Annotated in this window: 16 protein-coding genes; 5 read left to right on the plus strand and 11 right to left on the minus strand. The window is 47.6% G+C overall.

What is annotated here, in order from left to right; genetic code table 11:
• Nucleotides 1–17: 17 nt before the first annotated feature.
• From KTO58_RS22690 to KTO58_RS22710, 5 genes are all read right to left on the minus strand, one after another.
• The gene (locus tag KTO58_RS22690) at nt 18–1,469 is read right to left on the minus strand and encodes a TolC family protein (RefSeq protein WP_198315148.1); all 1,452 of its coding nucleotides are present in this window, start codon (nt 1,467–1,469) and stop codon (nt 18–20) included.
• A 249-nt stretch (nt 1,470–1,718) separates the two neighbouring features.
• A complete protein-coding gene (locus KTO58_RS22695; protein ID WP_095837204.1) occupies nt 1,719–2,381 on the minus strand; it encodes an ABC transporter ATP-binding protein in 663 nt (220 codons plus the stop codon).
• A gap of 45 nt (nt 2,382–2,426) precedes the next feature.
• Nucleotides 2,427–4,841 (minus strand): ABC transporter permease, encoded by a 2,415-nt coding sequence (locus tag KTO58_RS22700; protein ID WP_225859880.1) that lies wholly within the window; start codon nt 4,839–4,841, stop codon nt 2,427–2,429.
• Between the two features lie 395 nt (nt 4,842–5,236).
• The gene (locus KTO58_RS22705; RefSeq protein ID WP_095841437.1) at nt 5,237–5,926 is read right to left on the minus strand and encodes an ABC transporter ATP-binding protein; all 690 of its coding nucleotides are present in this window, start codon (nt 5,924–5,926) and stop codon (nt 5,237–5,239) included.
• Nucleotides 5,927–6,114: 188 nt separating this feature from the next.
• On the minus strand, nt 6,115–7,362 hold the full coding sequence (locus KTO58_RS22710) for an efflux RND transporter periplasmic adaptor subunit (protein ID WP_095837201.1): 1,248 nt from the start codon (nt 7,360–7,362) through the stop codon (nt 6,115–6,117).
• A gap of 339 nt (nt 7,363–7,701) precedes the next feature.
• Between KTO58_RS22710 and KTO58_RS22715 the strand changes: the two genes are divergently transcribed.
• Together KTO58_RS22715 and KTO58_RS22720 are read left to right on the plus strand one after the other, a co-directional pair.
• A complete protein-coding gene (locus KTO58_RS22715; protein WP_095837200.1) occupies nt 7,702–9,048 on the plus strand; it encodes a sigma-54-dependent transcriptional regulator in 1,347 nt (448 codons plus the stop codon).
• 20 nt (nt 9,049–9,068) lie between these two features.
• Complete coding sequence (locus KTO58_RS22720) at nt 9,069–10,409, plus strand: sensor histidine kinase (RefSeq protein WP_095837199.1); 1,341 nt, start codon at nt 9,069–9,071, stop codon at nt 10,407–10,409.
• Nucleotides 10,410–10,427: 18 nt separating this feature from the next.
• Here the strand turns inward: KTO58_RS22720 and KTO58_RS22725 are convergent, their stop codons facing one another.
• Nucleotides 10,428–10,778, minus strand: coding sequence for a hypothetical protein (locus KTO58_RS22725; RefSeq protein WP_095837198.1), 351 nt, complete (start codon nt 10,776–10,778; stop codon nt 10,428–10,430).
• Nucleotides 10,779–10,928: 150 nt separating this feature from the next.
• Here KTO58_RS22725 and KTO58_RS22730 point away from each other — a divergent pair, with 150 nt between their 5' ends.
• The 3 genes from KTO58_RS22730 to KTO58_RS22740 all read left to right on the plus strand — a co-directional run bounded on the left by KTO58_RS22730 (nt 10,929) and on the right by KTO58_RS22740 (nt 14,257).
• Nucleotides 10,929–11,627, plus strand: a complete 699-nt coding sequence (locus KTO58_RS22730; RefSeq protein ID WP_095837197.1) for a lysoplasmalogenase — start codon at nt 10,929–10,931, stop codon at nt 11,625–11,627.
• Between the two features lie 68 nt (nt 11,628–11,695).
• Nucleotides 11,696–13,294: an L-aspartate oxidase gene (gene nadB, locus KTO58_RS22735; RefSeq protein ID WP_095837196.1), complete on the plus strand. Its 1,599-nt coding sequence runs from the start codon at nt 11,696–11,698 to the stop codon at nt 13,292–13,294.
• Nucleotides 13,295–13,381: 87 nt separating this feature from the next.
• The gene (locus KTO58_RS22740; protein WP_095837195.1) at nt 13,382–14,257 is read left to right on the plus strand and encodes a lysophospholipid acyltransferase family protein; all 876 of its coding nucleotides are present in this window, start codon (nt 13,382–13,384) and stop codon (nt 14,255–14,257) included.
• A 72-nt stretch (nt 14,258–14,329) separates the two neighbouring features.
• Here the strand turns inward: KTO58_RS22740 and KTO58_RS22745 are convergent, their stop codons facing one another.
• The 5 genes from KTO58_RS22745 to tsaB all read right to left on the minus strand — a co-directional run bounded on the left by KTO58_RS22745 (nt 14,330) and on the right by tsaB (nt 18,622).
• A complete protein-coding gene (locus KTO58_RS22745) occupies nt 14,330–14,713 on the minus strand; it encodes a LysM peptidoglycan-binding domain-containing protein (RefSeq protein WP_095837194.1) in 384 nt (127 codons plus the stop codon).
• A 20-nt stretch (nt 14,714–14,733) separates the two neighbouring features.
• Nucleotides 14,734–15,225: a BON domain-containing protein gene (locus KTO58_RS22750; protein WP_095837193.1), complete on the minus strand. Its 492-nt coding sequence runs from the start codon at nt 15,223–15,225 to the stop codon at nt 14,734–14,736.
• A 496-nt stretch (nt 15,226–15,721) separates the two neighbouring features.
• Entirely contained in the window at nt 15,722–17,125 is a 1,404-nt protein-coding gene (locus tag KTO58_RS22755) for an MBL fold metallo-hydrolase (protein ID WP_095837192.1), read from the minus strand.
• Between the two features lie 245 nt (nt 17,126–17,370).
• Nucleotides 17,371–17,730, minus strand: coding sequence for an ArsR/SmtB family transcription factor (locus KTO58_RS22760; protein WP_073084462.1), 360 nt, complete (start codon nt 17,728–17,730; stop codon nt 17,371–17,373).
• Nucleotides 17,731–17,944: 214 nt separating this feature from the next.
• Nucleotides 17,945–18,622 (minus strand): tRNA (adenosine(37)-N6)-threonylcarbamoyltransferase complex dimerization subunit type 1 TsaB, encoded by a 678-nt coding sequence (gene tsaB / locus KTO58_RS22765; protein ID WP_157752785.1) that lies wholly within the window; start codon nt 18,620–18,622, stop codon nt 17,945–17,947.
• Nucleotides 18,623–18,664: the final 42 nt, after the last annotated feature.

Genomic DNA, 18,664 nt, shown 5'->3' on the forward strand with positions numbered 1-18,664 from the left:
TAAAGGGTAAACGAGCCCTACAGGGTGATCTTTTGATCCCTGTAAAACTCCAACAATTTCATCTTAAATATGTAGTCATACTGCGCCGATACTTTATCGATCTGCGCTTTGTACAGATTACTTTGTGTGGTAATATAATCGATCGTATTCATTAATCCTATGTTGAAACGCTTGGTCGCAAAATCATAGGCTTTCTGTGCGGCCTCCACCCTTCTGCTGGATGCCTGGAACTTCTGTATAGATGATACTGCGTTGGCATGAGCAGTATATATATCCTGACGCAATTTCTGACGATCCAGATCCCTGGCCAAAGTCACATCAACCGCGTTCACTTTCGCCTTATTTAAATTAGTACGGCCCTGCCATGCATTCAGAATAGGAATACTCAGGGTAAGACCTACACTTTGACCAAACTGGTTACTGATCTGCTCTCCGAAAGGTGTCTTTAGCGTACCATATTTATAATCACTCCTTACTACCGGATACTCCGTACCATTCACATTCACAGTACCAATTGGCGTAACAAAAGGTCCTGATGGATTATTAAAATTAGTTTGCGTAATGTTATTGGCATAGTTTGTTGTCAATCCGTAAGTCGCCCGTAAAGTCGGGAACAACTGCCCCCTCATAGATGCCACATTTTTCTCCGCACCATGGATACGCATTTCGTACGACTTCATCAGCGGGTTAATACTCATGGCCGCACTAAATACCATCTCCGGGTCTACCTCATCCAATCTCGGTAAAGGCAGCGCTGCAATATTAGCAGGGATCTCCGGTACATAGGGTACATCAAATCCCAGGTTCAACAACGCTTTCATCTCTAAAGTACTGATCACCACTGCGTTCTCAGCAGCAATCAGGTTAGAACTGTCCAACGCCTGCTGCGCTTCCAAATCCGCCTGGTTACTCTCCGGTACAGAACCGGCCATCACTAACTTTTTGGTATTGTCGAGGTTAGCCGTCGTCTGCTGCAGGCTCACTTTCGTGATATTCACCTGCTCCTTGTTAAGAATGATCTTTAAAAATGCCGTAGCTATGTTAAAGGAAAGGTCATTCCGGGCCTTCTGCTGTAAAAAACTCTGGGATTTAGTATCATACTTGGCAGCCGCAATAGCATTCTGCTTGGAAAACCAGTTGAACAGATCAATACCTCCATTAAGATACGCCTGCGAGTTGAAGAACGTATTATTTTCAAATGTATAGGTCGCCTGGTTCACACTACGGCCAAAGTTTCCCTGCCCGTTAATAGTACCCGACAAACTCGGTAACATCGACATCTGATACTGCTTCAGCGTTAACTCCGCCAAACGTTTCTGTACATCCGCTTGCTTGATCTGAATATTATTGGCTAAGGCATAATCCACACTCCGTTGAAGACTCCACGTATCCTGTGCACTAGTGGTTTGAGCGTTAGCAAACAATAAGAACGATACCAGGATAGCTCCTGGAACTTTGAGTGATTTCATAGCCTGACAAAAATATAGTAATTGAAGTGATACCTTGCTACCGTTTTTTACAAAAGGTAATTTTTTATTAGGTACGGCACTCGGGGACACTAATTTAATATAAAACATAATATCTTATTTATAGACTTTGTTAAATATTTGTCTATAGCGTATGAATAATACCCCATAGACGGCAAAAACCGGATATTACCCCTAACGGCAACTGCTCCGGTTTCTGTTATTTACCTGTAAACAAATGCTGCTGGATTATTATATGATCTTCCCATCCTTGATCTGTATGATCCTGTTGCCATAGGTAGCATTGATATCCGAATGGGTCACCTGCACAATGGTAATTTTATCCTGCTCATTCAACTGCTTGAACAATTCCATAATTGTCTTCGCCTGCTCAGAATGCAAATTGCCGGTCGGCTCATCTGCCAGTATCACCCGGGGCTCCGCTACTATCGCCCGCGCAATACCCACCAGCTGCTGCTGACCTCCCGATAGCTGGTTGGGAAACAAATCCTTCTTCGCCACAATGTTAAACCGGTCCAGCACATCCGCTACCCTGCTCTTACGCTCCGACGATGAAACATTCTTATATAATAATGGCGTCTCTATATTTTCATATACCGTCAACTCATCGATCAGATGATACGCCTGGAATACAAACCCGATACTCCCACGGTGAAGCTGCGTCCGCCGCTTCTCACTCATCTTATGCACTAACTCCCCTTCAAAAAAATACTCCCCCTGCGTAGGCTCCTCCAGCAAACCCAATATATGCAACAGGGTAGATTTGCCGGAACCCGAAGGCCCCATGATCGATACAAACTCTCCTTCATGTATCACCAGGTCTATATCCTTTAATATCTCATGCTTGCCAAAACCAACTGGGTAATGTTTGTAAACGTGCTTTAACTGTATCATGTACTGCTGTTTTTTCTCCGCTCAATAAGTAATTTATATAAACAATCACCTGTCTTTCAATGCTTTCACAGGATTCGACAAGGCCGCACGCAACGATTGAAAACTAACCGCCATAAACGCTATCACGATCGCCGTCACCGCCGTCACCACATACACCCACCAGGCAATCTCCACCCGGTAAGCAAATCCCGCCAACCACTGTCTCATCACATACCAGCAAGCCGGTAACGCAACAACCAAAGCTATCAATACCAACTTGATAAAATCCTTGGACAGTAACCCCACAATCCCCAACACAGAGGCGCCCAATACCTTCCGGATACCCACCTCCTTACTGCGTTGAGAAATCACTAACACCCCTATCGCAAACAAGCCCATACAAGAGATGATGATCGCCAAACCCGCACCCGATCTTAATATGATCGAAAAGTACTGCTCCTGCTTATACATACTCTGTGTATTCTCATCCAGGAACGTCCCCTCAAATGTAGCCTTGTCTGTCACGTTATCCCATATACGCTTCAGCATCGGCATGGCATTGGCCACACCACCCGCTGTTACCTTCACAAATATATATTCCGGTGCCGCATCTGCTCCCAGCGTCAGCATCAATGGCGCTACCCGCTGGTGCAAAGACTCAAAATTGTAATTTTTGATCACACCCACAATCTCCCGTTTTTGACCGTCCATGTCTAAAAACGCCCCTACAGGTTCTTTTTCCTGCAGCAACCTGGCCAGCTCCTCATTGATCACCACACCGGTCGAGTCCCCGCCAAATGTCCGGGAAAAATCACGGCCGGCCACCATCTGTACCCCCAATGTCTTCGCATAATCATACCCTACTTCCTGCCATTGCGTCTTGATACCCCTTCCTTTATAATCAAATCCCCACTTGGATAGACGGGTAGACCCATCCTTACCTAATCCGATATTCGTACTCGTACCCGTTACACCCAGCACACTGGACTCACCCGATAAGCGGTCCCGCATCATCGTAAGCACCTGGCCCTTGTTAAGTCCCTCCCGAACCGGGATACTCACCACCTGGTCCTTATCAAAACCCAATGGCCGTACCCGCATGTAATGCAACTGTTGAGAAATCACCAGCGTACAGCTGATCAGCAACGTAGCCACGATGAACTGGAAAATGATCAACGCATTCCGCACTTTCCCGCTACTACCCAGTTTCAATTTCCCCTTTAATACCTCCACCACATTCACCTTCGATACCAGCCATGCCGGATAACCGCCCGCCAGCAAAGTGATCAACGCAAATCCAATCAACAGGTAAGCCATCAATACAGGATCTACAAAGGGCGCTAATGATATATTGCTGTGGAACGCCGCATTAAATGTCTTCATGCCGGAAAACAATATCACGACACACAGTACCAATGATAACATACATAATATGAACGCCTCACACCAGAACTGTATCCCCAACTGCCAGCGAACCGCCCCCAACGCTTTTCTTAACCCGATCTCTCCAGAACGGGTAAACGACCGCGCAATAGAAAGATTCACAAAGTTCACACAGGCCGTCATCGTGATCACTATCCCCAATAATATCAGTAACCAGGGGAATAATTTACTGGAGCCATTACCATAAGTACTCACCTTACTGAATCGCCATTCAGGCAAGGGTATCCCTTTCAGCCTGATTAACTGTCCCTCTTTATCTCCTACCGCACCATCCCGCTTAAGATCACGAATACCGTTGGCAAAATATTTATTAACAAGCGGCTTGCTGAACCGCTCAATATCCGACATACTTACACCGGGTTGCAGCTGCGCAAACAATCGGTAAGAATGACTATCCCAGTCCTCCTTGATCTCATCGTAATAAGGCGCCCGCTCAAAACGAGCCAACAACTCAAATTTAATACTGCTCAGTTCCGGCACATTTTGCATCACCCCACTTACAATGTAAGTACGGTCTTTGCCGCCCGAATATTTGACCGTCAGCGGCTTCCCTACTACCTGTCCACCTTTGAACACCGCAGCTGCAACCTTCTCCGAGATGATGATCTGGTCCTGTTGCGCCAATGCCTTGCGCTTATCCCCTTGCACCAACGGGAAAGAGAACATGTCCAGGAAATCAGCATCCGCATATCCGATACTGTAATTATATGATTGATCACCGGATGTCACCGGCTTTGTATCCGCAGTAAATCGGGTGATCTTCTCAATGCCGGGACACTCCCTCTTCCACGCACCCATCATCGGAGCAGGCGTACTCGTAGATTCCTCTATCCCCTCCGGACGATACTCCTCCCGGTAAAACTGATAGATACGGTCCCTGTTCTCATGAAATTTATTGAAGGACCACTCCCGGTAAGACACCAGCACCAGTATGATCGTTGCACTAAAAGCAGCAGACATCCCTATCACATTCACAAAAGCGTATACCTTCTGCTTTAGCAGATTACGCCAGGCTATTTTAAGATAATTGAAAAACATGTGGTTATAGTTTCCTTTCAGGTAATAAATAATAAACATTCCTGTTCGCAGACACCCGTTCGCACAAAACATCCCCGGGTGATAAATAGCGGGACATGTGGATACATGTTTCCCGATTAGTCACTTGTTATTCTACTTGTAAACACTTATTTATATGATCAGATTGGTTTCGTCGCAATTCACAGAGAAACGGTGTCTGATAGACAGCACAGCATGTGCACCAAAAAATATATCGGAGACGATCGCTTCAGACACTAAAAACAACAACCGCTTACATAGTAGCCCGGCTATGCGGGCTACTATAATGACTGCTTATCCCTCATCCTGATGATCCGGGACAATGCCTGACATGCCACAGTATAGCTGATAAAATGGTAACGGATTCACACTAAATACTAGATATGGAACTGCTCCTTAATGTTCTCTGTCACCACACGTCCATCAAACAGATTGACAATACGGTGCGCAAATCCGGCATCATAAGGAGAGTGCGTCACCATGATCAAAGTAGTACCGGCATCATTCAATTCTTGCAACAACTTCATCACCTCTTCCCCATTAGTCGAATCCAGGTTACCGGTAGGCTCATCCGCCAATATCAACTTAGGCTTAGCGACTACCGCACGCGCAATCGCAACACGCTGCTGCTGACCACCGGACAACTGCTGGGGGAAGTGATTACGACGATGCATAATGTTCATACGCTCCAGTACCTCCTCTACCCGTTGCTTACGATCTGCAGCAGGTACTTTCAGATATAGTAAAGGCAATTCTACATTCTCAAATACAGTTAACTCATCGATCAGGTTAAAACTCTGGAATACGAAGCCAATAGCACCTTTACGCAACTGCGCACGCTGACGCTCACTCATCTTCGCTACCTCGTTACCCCAGAAATGATACTCCCCGCCGGTAGGGTTATCCAGCAATCCCAATATATTCAGCAACGTGGACTTACCACAACCCGAAGGTCCCATGATCGCTACAAATTCACCATCCTGTACATCCATATTAATACCATTCAACGCAGTGGTTTCTACTTCTTCTGTTGTAAAGAGCTTTTGCAGATTAAGGGTACGAATCATATGCTTTTGGTTTGTAAAAGCAACGGCAAGCGCTGCTTGATTTGTAAAAATTTTATTTATCGCTATTGGCAGCACGCGGAGAGAGCTGATAAGCAGGAAAACAACTGTGAATGCAAAACCCGCTTTCACCCCTCTCCTTTTGCTTGCTGTCTGTAATGAGTGGCTATTCAAATATAACCTATACGGTACTAAAACACCAGCACTTCCTTGTCGCCGAAGTTCTCATAAGAAGAGGTGATCACCTGCTCCCCAGGCTGCAAACCTTCCAATACTTCGAAATACAAGGGGTTCTTCTGGCCAAGGGATATCTTACGCTTTACAGCCCTGTTCCCCCCCTTGTCTACTACATACACCCAGTTACCACCAGTGTCAGAGAAAAATCCGCCTAAGGGCAGCAACACCGCAGAAGAAGACTTACCTAACTCAAGACGTATAGGACTAGACTGTCCACGACGGATACCCTCCGGCACCTTTCCGTCAAACGTCATGTCCACGTTAAAACGACCGTTCTTTACCTCCGGATATACCTTCATAATCGTTAACGGATAACTCTTGCCGTTAAACTCAAAAGTGGCCTTCAGACCGGAAAATACCCGGGAAATATAATGCTCGTCAATCTCCGCACGCAACTTAAAACCGTCCATGTCATCAATCTGACCAATGTTCTGTCCCGCAGTAATATTCGTACCTACCTCCACATCTATGGAAGACAACTGGCCATCTACCGGGGCACGTACCACCAGGTTGTTCAGGTTATCCTTCATCAGCTGCAGGTTACGCTGCATACGGCCAATAGTGCTCTCCAGCTGGGCGATCTGCAACTTCGCATTCTCCTCCTGGAAATCCTGCGATTTGACCTCTATCTCCCGCTGCTTTACCAAACCCTCATACTCTATCTTGTTCTTGTTAAACTCCTGCCTGGACACGATCTTCTCATCTACCAACTGCTTGTTACGGTCAAACAGATCCTTCGCCTGGTCGATCTTGAAGTTAAGGTCAGACAACTTCTGCTGCAATGCGAAACGATCTTGCTTCAAACGCAAACGCGTATTCTGCAACTCGTTGATCAACCGGTAGATCTCCGTCTCATGATTCACAAAGTCCATCATCAGACGCTGGTTCTCCAACCGGAGTATACTATCACCCCGCTTTACCATACTACCTCCCTCCATATACTTACGGCTTACATACCCCCCCTCAATAGCATCCAGCCGGATGGTCTTCAGAGGATGCACCACCGCCGTCACCGCGATATATACATCAAAAGTGCCTTTCGTAACCGTCGAAATCGTAATTTTGTCCTTCTCTACGTTCAACCGCGAACGATGATCCGCAAAAATGAGATTATACAAAAGCAGCATCGCCACTACAGATATCCCGCTGATAAGATAAATGCGCTTTTTCGACCAAAACTTCTTTTCTATTTTTCTGTCCATAAAATTTTCTAATTAGGGTTGCATTAGTTTGCTGCACAGGAAAGTCAAGCCGTATGCCAATACTCTAACAAACTCAATCCCAATACTTTAGAAATCAAGACGCCCGCTCCCGATGTACTATGCCGAACAGTCAACGTCCATTTCCGGACACTTGACCCCCGTTTCGTAAAAGCCGCACCATTCCTACCAATCTTTGTTTATCTTGCTGCTGGCCCATAGAGCCCTCCTGAAGGCATAACCGGCCATAATAGGAATACTGTTTGCTGGTGGCCTAACGACACCGTATCCGCAAATAGTAGGTCCGCTGGGATACGCCCAAATCAAAACAGCAAATAACTAATGAGTACAATGTTACCGGGAAAAATACTGATAGTAGATGATGATGTAGATGTATTACGCGCCGCCAGACTGCTATTAAAACGACATTTCGAACAGGTAGACTTCGAAAAGAATCCACAAAAAATACCATACCTCGTCACCAACTTCGACTACGATGTCATCCTCCTCGACATGAACTTCACCCGCGACCTCAGCAGCGGAAAAGAAGGCTTCGAATGGCTCGACCGTATCCTCGATATAAAACCGGACATGGCAGTAGTACTGTTCACCGCATACGGCGACGTCGAAATGGCCGTAAGGGCCATCAAAGCAGGGGCAGTCGATTTCGTACTCAAACCCTGGGAAAACGATAAACTCCTGGCAACCATTCAAACCGCTTATAATAAGAAGAATAACACCACCGTCACCAAAGAAGCACCACAAAGCCAGTCCCAGACAACACTCATCGGCAACAGCCCTGCCATGATGCAGGTCATGGATACCGTCGCCCGCGTCGCAGGCACAGATGCCAATGTACTCATCCTGGGAGAAAATGGTACCGGTAAAGACCTCCTCGCCAGACATATCCACCAGCTCTCCCTCCGCAATCAAAAAACATTCGTCAGCGTCGACCTCGGCGCCATCAGCGAATCCCTCTTCGAAAGCGAACTGTTCGGCCACGTCAAAGGCGCCTTCACCGATGCCCGCGAAGACAGAATCGGCCGCTTCGAAGAAGCCGCCGAAGGCACCATCTTCCTCGACGAAATAGGAAATATCAGCCTCCCATTCCAAGCCAAATTACTCACCGTACTGCAAAACAGATACGTCACCAAAGTAGGCTCCAATAAAAATATCCCAATTAACGTCCGCCTCATCTGCGCCACCAACCGCGATATCGTCCAGATGACCGCACAACACCAGTTCCGGCAGGATCTCCTCTATCGTATCAACACCATTGAGATCAACCTGCCACCACTACGCGAACGCATCGAAGATATCGTCCCCCTCGCCGAACACTTCCTCCAGGTATACCGCGAAAAATATAAACGCCCGGTCACCTCCCTACACGAATCACTGCTCGTACCACTACGACAATACGACTGGCCCGGAAATATCCGCGAACTCCAGCATGCCATAGAACGCGCCGTAATACTCGCCCAGGGAAGATCACTCCAACCCAAAGACGTATTCCTGAAAAGCGCCTCCGCCGGACAAGCACTCAACACCGGATATAACCTCGAAGAAATGGAACGGAATATGATCCATCAAGCCATGAAAAAATGTAATGGCAACATCACAGAAGCTGCCCGCGAATTAGGCCTCAGCAGAGCAGCCCTATATAGAAGACTGGAAAAATATAATATATAGCCATCGGAATAATTACGCCAATGAACCGCTTTAGCCTCTTTATACTCCTGCGCATCCTGCTGCTGTCAATAACAATGGCCGCCGGCATCTGGCTATGGCTCACCGCTGGCACTAACACCGGACTACTGGTACTACCCATCATCCTCTTACAGATATTCGGCCTGTACCACTACCTCACCCGCGTCAACCGCAAACTCACCCTCTTCATGGAATCCATCCGCTATGAAGACTTTTCCATCCGGTTCAGCGCAGATAACAAACTGGGCAAAAGCTTCCGACTCCTCAACCAGCAATTCAATGAAGTGCTGGAAGCCTTCCGGCAAACACGCGCCGAAAAAGAAGCCAACCTCAAATACATAGATACCATCGTACAACATATCAGCATCGGCGTCCTCTCCTTCGACGCAGAAGGTAAGATCGAACTGATCAACCCCGCCGCCTTCCGGCTACTCAACATATATCGCCTCCGTAACCTGGCAGAAATGGTTCCCACACACCCCGACCTGCCAGCACTACTCCTGCAACTCAAATCCGGCCATAAAACACTCTATCGCACCCAACAGGAACAACAACTCAGCATACACGCCGCCACCGTCAGACTACAAGGCAGATTGGTCAAACTGATATCCATCCAGAACATCCACTCCGAACTACAGGATAAAGAACTGGAAGCCTGGCAGAACCTGACCAAAATACTCCGCCACGAAATCATGAACTCCGTAACACCCATCGTTTCCCTCATCGGCACCATGCGCGAAATCGTAGAACAGGATATCATGCCCACTACCAACCAGACAGAAGCCATCACCGACCTGCAGGAAGCACTACAAACCATAGAAAGCCGCAGCAAAGGCATCATGAACTTCGTCAACGCCTACCGCGATTATACCACCCTCCCCAAACCACAGTTCACCAACGTCAACGTAAAAACACTACTCACCTCCATCAGTAACCTCCTGTACCCCGATCTCAAACAAGCAGGCATCACCTATCAACTCATCGTCGAAACCGAAAACATGGAAATCCGCGCCGATAACGCTCAACTCCAAATGGTACTGATCAACCTCCTCAAAAATGCCATGGATGCACTCGAACATATACCCAACCCCACCATCCAAACCAAAACCTATATCAGCAGCAACAACCAACTCGCCTGTATTGAGATCGCCGACAACGGCCCAGGCATAGACAGCGATGCCATGAACAAAATCTTCATCCCATTCTATACCACCAAGAAAAAAGGAAGCGGCATCGGCCTCAGCCTCTCCCAACAAATCATTCAAATGCATGGCGGCCAATTAAAAGTAAGCCACACCAGCGGCGGAGGCACCACCTTCCTCGTCACCGTCCCCGTCGGATGATCCCCACCCCCACCTCCCTTAAGGTACCTGCACCTCCTTCATCCCGATCACAGAAGGATAAATACGATTGGCCAGACACGGAAAAGGAAACGGACGACTGTCCACCACCCTGAACCGGAACTCCTTCCCCTCCTCCTGGAAACTAACAGGCAGATCCAACGTCATCGCCGTATCATACCCCTTCTCACTACCCCCCGGCACCCGGTATACCACCTCCCAGGGATGCCCGCCACAACCACGCACAGGCCCCAATACCCGCCCCGAATAATCCAGCTTACTATCCGGAAACAACGCATGCAATACAGCAGGACTTTTACTACAGCCAACCACAATCAACACTAACATAACAGGGAGTACAGCTCTATTCATAGCCGAGGGTTTTATCCGCCAATAGTAGCCTATAAATAGGTCTTTTTTGTGAAGAGGTTGTTAATGTGTAAGACCCCGACCATAGCCCATCCGCAAATGTTGTAATGACAAAAAACCTTATATTGTACACAACAATAACCCTGTATACCCATGCATAAGAACTGGCATCTCCTGTATTTTACCATACTCGCCCTCCACCTGGGCGCTATCACCTTACAATACCCCACACTACAACTGGCCACCAAACCATTACTGGTCCTCACCCTCATCATCTACTCCCTTAAAGCGCTCACCAATACCCCACCCGTATTCAAAACATTGCTCATTGCAGCCCTCTGCTGCTCCTGGGCCGGCGACATCCTGCTCATGTTCGATGCCCGGCAGGAAGTATTCTTCATGGCAGGACTGGGCAGCTTCCTCCTGTCCCACCTTTGCTATATCAGCCTCTTCCTCAAAATTAGATACACCAATCCCCCCCTCGTACTATGCCGATGGCCGTTCATCTTCCTCACCGAAGCCTGCGTACTGGCATTCATCTTTTTCCTCCTCCCCCACCTGGGACCCTTACTAGTCCCCGTTATCATCTACGCCATCACCATATCGTTCACCCTCCTCTGCGCCATGCATGCCTTCCACTTCAACACCCAGCCACGTACCTGGCGCATACTGATAGGGGCCATCGTCTTTATCATCTCCGATGCCCTACTCGCCACCAACAAGTTCTATCAGCCACTGCCAGCCGCACAATGGTGGGTAATGCTCACCTATGGCCTGGCACAATGGGGCATCGTTAGCGGTAGTGTCGCCTATCTCGACACCCGCCGCCACAACGCCCTCGCTACACGATAACCCGCCCATCCCCCGCCATTCCTAACATCGTCCGCGAAATAATTCATCCGCGTTCGTATCTTTAGCAAATGCAACAAGTGGACTTTTTAGTGATAGGCTCCGGAATAGCAGGACTTACCTATGCGTTGAAAATAGCAGATACCTTCCCTGATAAAAAGATCACCATCATCACCAAAACCAGGGAAGATGAAACCAATACCAAATACGCACAAGGCGGAGTAGCCGTAGTAAATGACCTGGAAAACGACAGCTTCGAAAAACATATAGAAGATACCCTCATCGCCGGCGATGGACTCTGCAACCCTCAAACCGTCGAAATAGTGATCACCGAAGGCCCCCAACGGGTCAACGAGATCATCGCCTGGGGCGCTAACTTCGATAAAAACCCCGATGGAGACTTCTCCCTCGGCCGCGAAGGCGGACACTCCGAATTCCGCGTCATCCATCACAAAGATGTCACCGGCAAAGAAATAGAACGAGCCCTCCTCGAAGCCCTCCACCGCAAACCAAATATCGAACTCATTACCCACTGCTTCGTAGTCGATCTCATCACACAACACCACCTGGGATTCCTCGTCACTAAAGCCACCCCGGATATCGAATGCTACGGCGTATACGTACTCAATCTCAAAACCAATAAGATCGAAACCATCCTGGGTCGCATCACCTTGCTCGCCACCGGTGGCAACGGCCAGGTATACCGCAGCACCACCAATCCCGCTATCGCTACCGGCGATGGAATAGCCATGGTATACCGCGCCAAAGGCAGGATCGAGAACATGGAATTTATCCAGTTCCATCCCACCGCCCTCTATCAGCCCGGCGTCAGCAACTCCTTCCTCATCACCGAAGCAGTAAGAGGCGATGGCGCCATTCTCAGGAACATACAGGGCGAAGATTTCATGCACAAATATGACGCAAGACTCTCCCTCGCACCTCGCGATATCGTCGCCCGCGCTATAGACAGCGAAATGAAACTCGCCGGTACCGAACATGTATTCCTCGATTGCCGGCACATGGATAAAGAAAAGTTCATCCACCACTTCCCCAATATCTATGAAAAATGCCTCTCCATAGGCATCGACGTCAGCCAGCAAATGATACCCGTAGCCCCCGCCGCCCACTACAGCTGCGGTGGCATCAAAACAGACGAATGGGGCCGCACCTCCATCCGTAATCTATACGCCTGCGGCGAATGCGCCAGCACAGGCCTCCATGGCGCTAACCGCCTCGCCAGCAACTCCCTCCTGGAAGCAATGGTATTCGCGCACAGATGTTACCTCGATGCCGTTAAAAACATCGATAACACCGCCTTCCGGACAATGGTTCCAGACTGGGATGCCACCGGCACCACCGCCCCCAGGGAAATGATCCTCATCACGCAAAGCCTGAAAGAACTCAAACAGATCATGAGCGACTACGTAGGCATCGTCCGCACCGACGAACGCCTCCAACGCGCCATGCGCCGCCTCGATATACTACACGAAGAAACAGAATCACTCTACGAAAAAACAGCCGTATCACCACAACTCTGCGAACTCAGAAACCTCATCACCGCAGGTTACCTGATCGTAAAAGGAGCCACCTTCCGCAAAGAAAGCAGAGGCCTCCACTTCAATACCGACTATCCATACAAATGCGAACTGATACAAAATATCGTGCTCTGATAACCGGCAAATACTAACCGGCCCTAAAGCACCCTTTTCGTACATTTGCACATCAGGACAACCTAACCGGTGATCGCATCATAAAAAATGTATTATCTTCTACTGATCTTCTGCTATTCGGTTTCTATTCTCCCGCTGTGGCTCCTATATGGCATCAGCGACGGACTCTTTGTACTCATCTATCATATCATCCGCTACCGCCGCGAAGTCGTTAATAACAACCTCCAACAGGCATTCCCGGATAAATCACCCAAAGAGATAGACGCCCTGGCCAAAAAATATTATCGCAACCTCACCGATATGATGGTCGAAACCATCAAACTGCTCACCATGAGCAAAAAACAGTTGCAACGACGCTTTATCTGCGACCTCTCCGTACTCCATCAATTATATGCACAGGGCAAAAGCTGCCAGCTTCACCTTGGCCATAATTTCAACTGGGAATGGGCAAACCTCTTCTGTATGCAAGGCGTAGCATTCCCATTCCTCGTCGTATACATGCCCATCACCAACAAAGCCGTTGATCGCATGTTCCGGCACTTCCGCGAAAAATTCGGCACCACACTCATACCCGCCAACGATATGCGCGAGGCCATGAACCCCTGGATGCAAAAACAATATCTCATCGCACTCGTCGCCGACCAAAACCCGGGCAACCCCCGCCGCTGCTACTGGTTCCCCTTCCTTAACAAAATGACACCGTTCTATAAAGGCCCCGAAATGGCCGCCCGCCGTCATAACATCCCCGTCGTATTCGCAGATATAAGAAAAACAAAAAGAGGATACTATAAAGCCGAACTCAAACTCGCATTCGAAGAACCCCTCCGCGAACCAGAAGGAAAAATCACCGAAGCATTCGTACAGTTCCTGGAAAAAAATATTCACGAACAACCAGAAGTATGGGTATGGAGCCACCGCCGCTGGAAACACCAGTACAACCCGGTATCCCATCCCCAAACCTGATACACATACACATAAAAAAAACGGGAAGCGCATCACTGCCTTCCCGCTTTTTATTTATAACATCTCCTTCCGCTAAGCAGAGGGTATCTTCAGCTTCTGACCTGGTTTGATCAAATTAGGATCCTTGATCTGATCCTTATTCGCCTCAAAAATATCCTGCCAGGATACTCCCGGATAATTCTTGGCAATCTTACTCAGATTGTCCCCGGACTTCACCTCGTACTCCTGCTCTCCACCTCCCGCTCCAGCAGCTAGGTTGATATTCAACACCAGGTCCGCAGCACGCATCTCCGGATCCAGCTTCTCATAAGTATCCCACAACTGATCCTTGATCTGCGCAGAGGGCGCCGTACCGTTCACATACAACACACCGTCCTTTTCCGTTACCTGCAAACCGCTTACACCAGCACTGTTAGCCTGGTTGATCAGCTCCTGGTATTTGTCTTGTAAACCCATAACAATAAGTTTTTAAGGAGTTATTTTAATGTGAGTTTATTGTTCACCTTCTTAGGTTTAGCTTCCTGCGCAGTCTGCATGATCTTACGAACATCCGCTTTCTTGGCACTACCATCCAAAGTAACCTCTCCACTCACCACAGATACCTTCACATCCGAAAAACCAGCCGCCGCATAAGCAGAATCCAGCCTTTTCTTCAATACATCATCAGGATTGATTTCAACAGTAGGAGCAGCAGCAGGAGGCGGTGGCGCCTGCACCATGATATTGTTGCTCACAGACTTCACACCAGTAACACCTTTTACAGATTCCTCCGCAGCAGCTTTAGCAGCTTCATCAGCTACCTCCCCGCTCAATGTTACCACTCCACCCTTCACATCAGCCGTCACACCGGGAGAAGTACTCAACTTCTCGTTAACAGCCGCCTGTACCTTGCTATCATTTGGCTTACAGGCAAATAAGCATACGCCTATCGATAACAGACAGGCTAACAATAAAGACCTAGATTTCATAGTAGTACAATTTTTTATAAGAGTAAACAAATACCGTGCTAATAGGTTCTGTCCCTTCCCCTTTAACTTATTGTTAATCAGCCAGAAAGAAGTGATCTTAGCCTACAGGCCCATCAGCCTCAACCACACAATAATACCCCTCCCGCACCGCCTGTAGCGCATTACACCCACCCGCCGCACCGACAAATAAATGCATAATATTCTTTATATATCAGGTATGCATCATTTGAAAATTTTCATGCCCCCAATTCCCCGCCCCCTCTCCTATAGCTCTCCTGTATCATTCCTGTAGCATTCGTATAGTCATTGTATAAGCAAGGCATATAGTTGCATATACAATGCTTATACAACGCTTATACAACCTATATGCAACAAGTATGCAAGATGCTCATTTACAAACAATTACCCTTCCACCATCAACTTATCCAGCAGCCCGTTACCACCAACAAAAAAGGCCAGCCACCGGCCAGCCTTTTCAAGTATCATTACAAAAGGATTAATTCAACACGTTCTTCTCCTTCTCTACCTTCAACCCTTTCTCCTCTTTCATTTTGTTAAATCCACCTTCCACATTCCGCAGATTGTGGATACCTTCCCGCTTCAACATCGAACAGGCAATCACACTACGGTAACCTCCCTGGCAATGCACGTACAGGTTGTGATTATCATCAAAGTCGCCCAGATTACCCGGATCAGTCATATCACTCAGCGTTAGGTTGATCGCACCCTTAATATGCCCGTCCGCATATTCCGCAGGCTTGCGCACGTCTACTATAACTAGATGCTCATCATGCGGTATATCCATCGCCAACTCATCCGGCTCCACAGAGATGATCAGATCCCGGTTCTCACCGGCAGCAATCCACGCTTCATATCCACCTTCCAGGTACCCTACCACCTTGTCAAAACCTACCCGCGCCAACCGCACTACCGTCTCTTCTTCCTGACCTGGCTCCGTTACCAATACCATCTCCTGATCAAATGGCAACAAACTACCCGCCCATTCCGCAAAACGGCCCTCCAAGCCAATACTGATAGAACCAGGCACAAATCCTTCCGTAAACGTCGCCGCCTTACGCGTATCCAGTATCAAAGCACCACCCTTCACCACCTGCTTGAAATCAGCTACCGCTAACGGACGCATACTCTTCTCCATGATCGCAGTCAACGCATCATAACCTTCCTTGTTGATCTTCGCATTGATCGGGAAATAAGAAGGAGGCGTTACCAGCCCATCCGTCACTTCCGCCACAAATTGTGCCTTGTCCGTCGCCAGCAACGCATAATTGCCGCGCTTCTCGTCTCCGATAGTACTAAACGTCTCCGGTCCTAGGTTCTTACCACACGCAGAACCAGGGCCGTGCGCAGGATACACCGTCACATGATCCGGCAACGTCTTGATCTTGTTATTCAACGAATCAAACAAATGACCAGCCAACTCTTCCTTCGTCAGATTACCACTGAACAAATCCGGACGACCCACATCCCCGACAAACAACGTATCCCCGGTAAACACACTGTGCGGACGACCCGCCTCGTCATACAACAGGTAACAAGACGATTCCAGCGTATGACCCGGCGTATGCAATACCTCCAGCGTCAATTGCCCGATCTGAAACCGCTCCCCGTCCTTCGCCTGGTAAATAGGAAAATTAGTAATCGCTCCCGGTCCATATACTATAGGCGCTTGAGTCGCCGCAGCCAGATCCAAATGCCCCGATACAAAATCTGCGTGAAAATGTGTTTCAAAAATGTACTTGATCTCCGCATTCCGCTCCTTCGCCAACGCCAGATACTCATCTATATCCCTCAATGGATCTATTACCACAGCTACCCCTTCCGATTCAATAAAGTATGCAGCTTCTGATAAACAACTTGTATATAATTGTTTTACGAACATTGGTTTTTGATTTTCACAAAAATACGAAATTCCCCCGGCGCCCCTCCTATGATTGCTATCAGGATTATCTATACCGCTATAAACATTCCATGATTACTATCATACATCCGCGTTTCTGTCATCGTACATATCACCGCACGAATACCACGAAAACGGGCATCTATATACGTTACAAAATAAAAAAAGTAGCCATATGGCTACTTTTTTGATATAGTTTGGAATGGTTTAATATTTCCGAAGAAAAATTATCCCACCAGTTCTTCCACAAATTTGGCAACTTCAGCAATACGCTGCTTGTTAATCGTATAGTGGATAAACTTACCATCTCTCTCTGTAATTACAATGCCTGCTCGTCTCAAAATAGCCAAATGCTGAGAAGCAACTGACTGCTCCAAACGAAGCTTCACATATATCTCAGTCACAGTCATCTTTTTATGATCTTCCAGCAGCTTGATCATTTGCTGGCGCAGCTTATGATTGATTGCACGCAATACCATAGCAGCCTTTTTTACAGCAATGTAATCCAATTTGATCTGGTCTTTTTCATTGTTACCTCTAGAAATAATAAGAGTATTAGAAGAGGTCGTTAATAATGTTTTTTCCATCGCATAATAGTTTTAAAAAATGATGAAATGAAAGGGATCAACGGACAGTCTTCCTGGCCTTGTTAGATAACAATATCAGGTGTCGATTTACACAAAATTATAATATTTGTCACAATAAAAAAAATTTCTATACCTTATTTTTTCATATATAAATGGCCTCATTTGGCAAAAAGGTATAATTTGACATTTATATGACAGACTAAACGCTCATATGCTACCTACGCTGCGGATGGAAAAATGGCTTCAGGTAATAAGGACTGAAATAAGCAACATCTGCATACTCCTCTCGGCTAAAAGCCGCCTCAGATAAAGGAATCATATGCTCCGCACTAATAGTGTAATCTGCAAATAAAGCATGCGCAGGCTCCCCCGATAATGTTTTCCACTTCATACTACCATCCCCGAAAAATAAAATCCGCTGTTGTGCCAACTCAGCCGCAAAAGTATGCTCATCCAATATCAGCGCCTGCGGCGCTAATACAACTGAAATAGCAGTATCATACAATGCTGTAAATACCTCCATACGTCGCGCATCCAGCATCGGACAATACAGATCCACTTCCGGATGCCCGGCAGCATGCATACCCTGCGCCATCAGCTGTAAAGTAGAAATAGCCAGCAACGGCTTCTCCCAGGTATAACACAACCCCTTCGCCGTAGCCACACCTACGCGTAATCCAGTATAAGAACCAGGCCCCGCACTCACCGCAACAGCATCCAGCTCCGACGGCCGTATACCCTGCTCCGCCAATATCCGCTCCACATATACCACCATCGTAGCAGCATGATCCTGCTGCTTATCATTAACCAATGTCTGTAACACCCGCCCATCCCTGGACAGGCATACAGATCCCGTACTGGTAGCAGTATCAATGTTCAATATTAAAGCCAACGTTGATCGATTTAACCTTGTTTGTAATACACATGCAATCAA

The organism is Chitinophaga pendula (assembly GCF_020386615.1).
Lineage (GTDB): Bacteria > Bacteroidota > Bacteroidia > Chitinophagales > Chitinophagaceae > Chitinophaga > Chitinophaga pendula.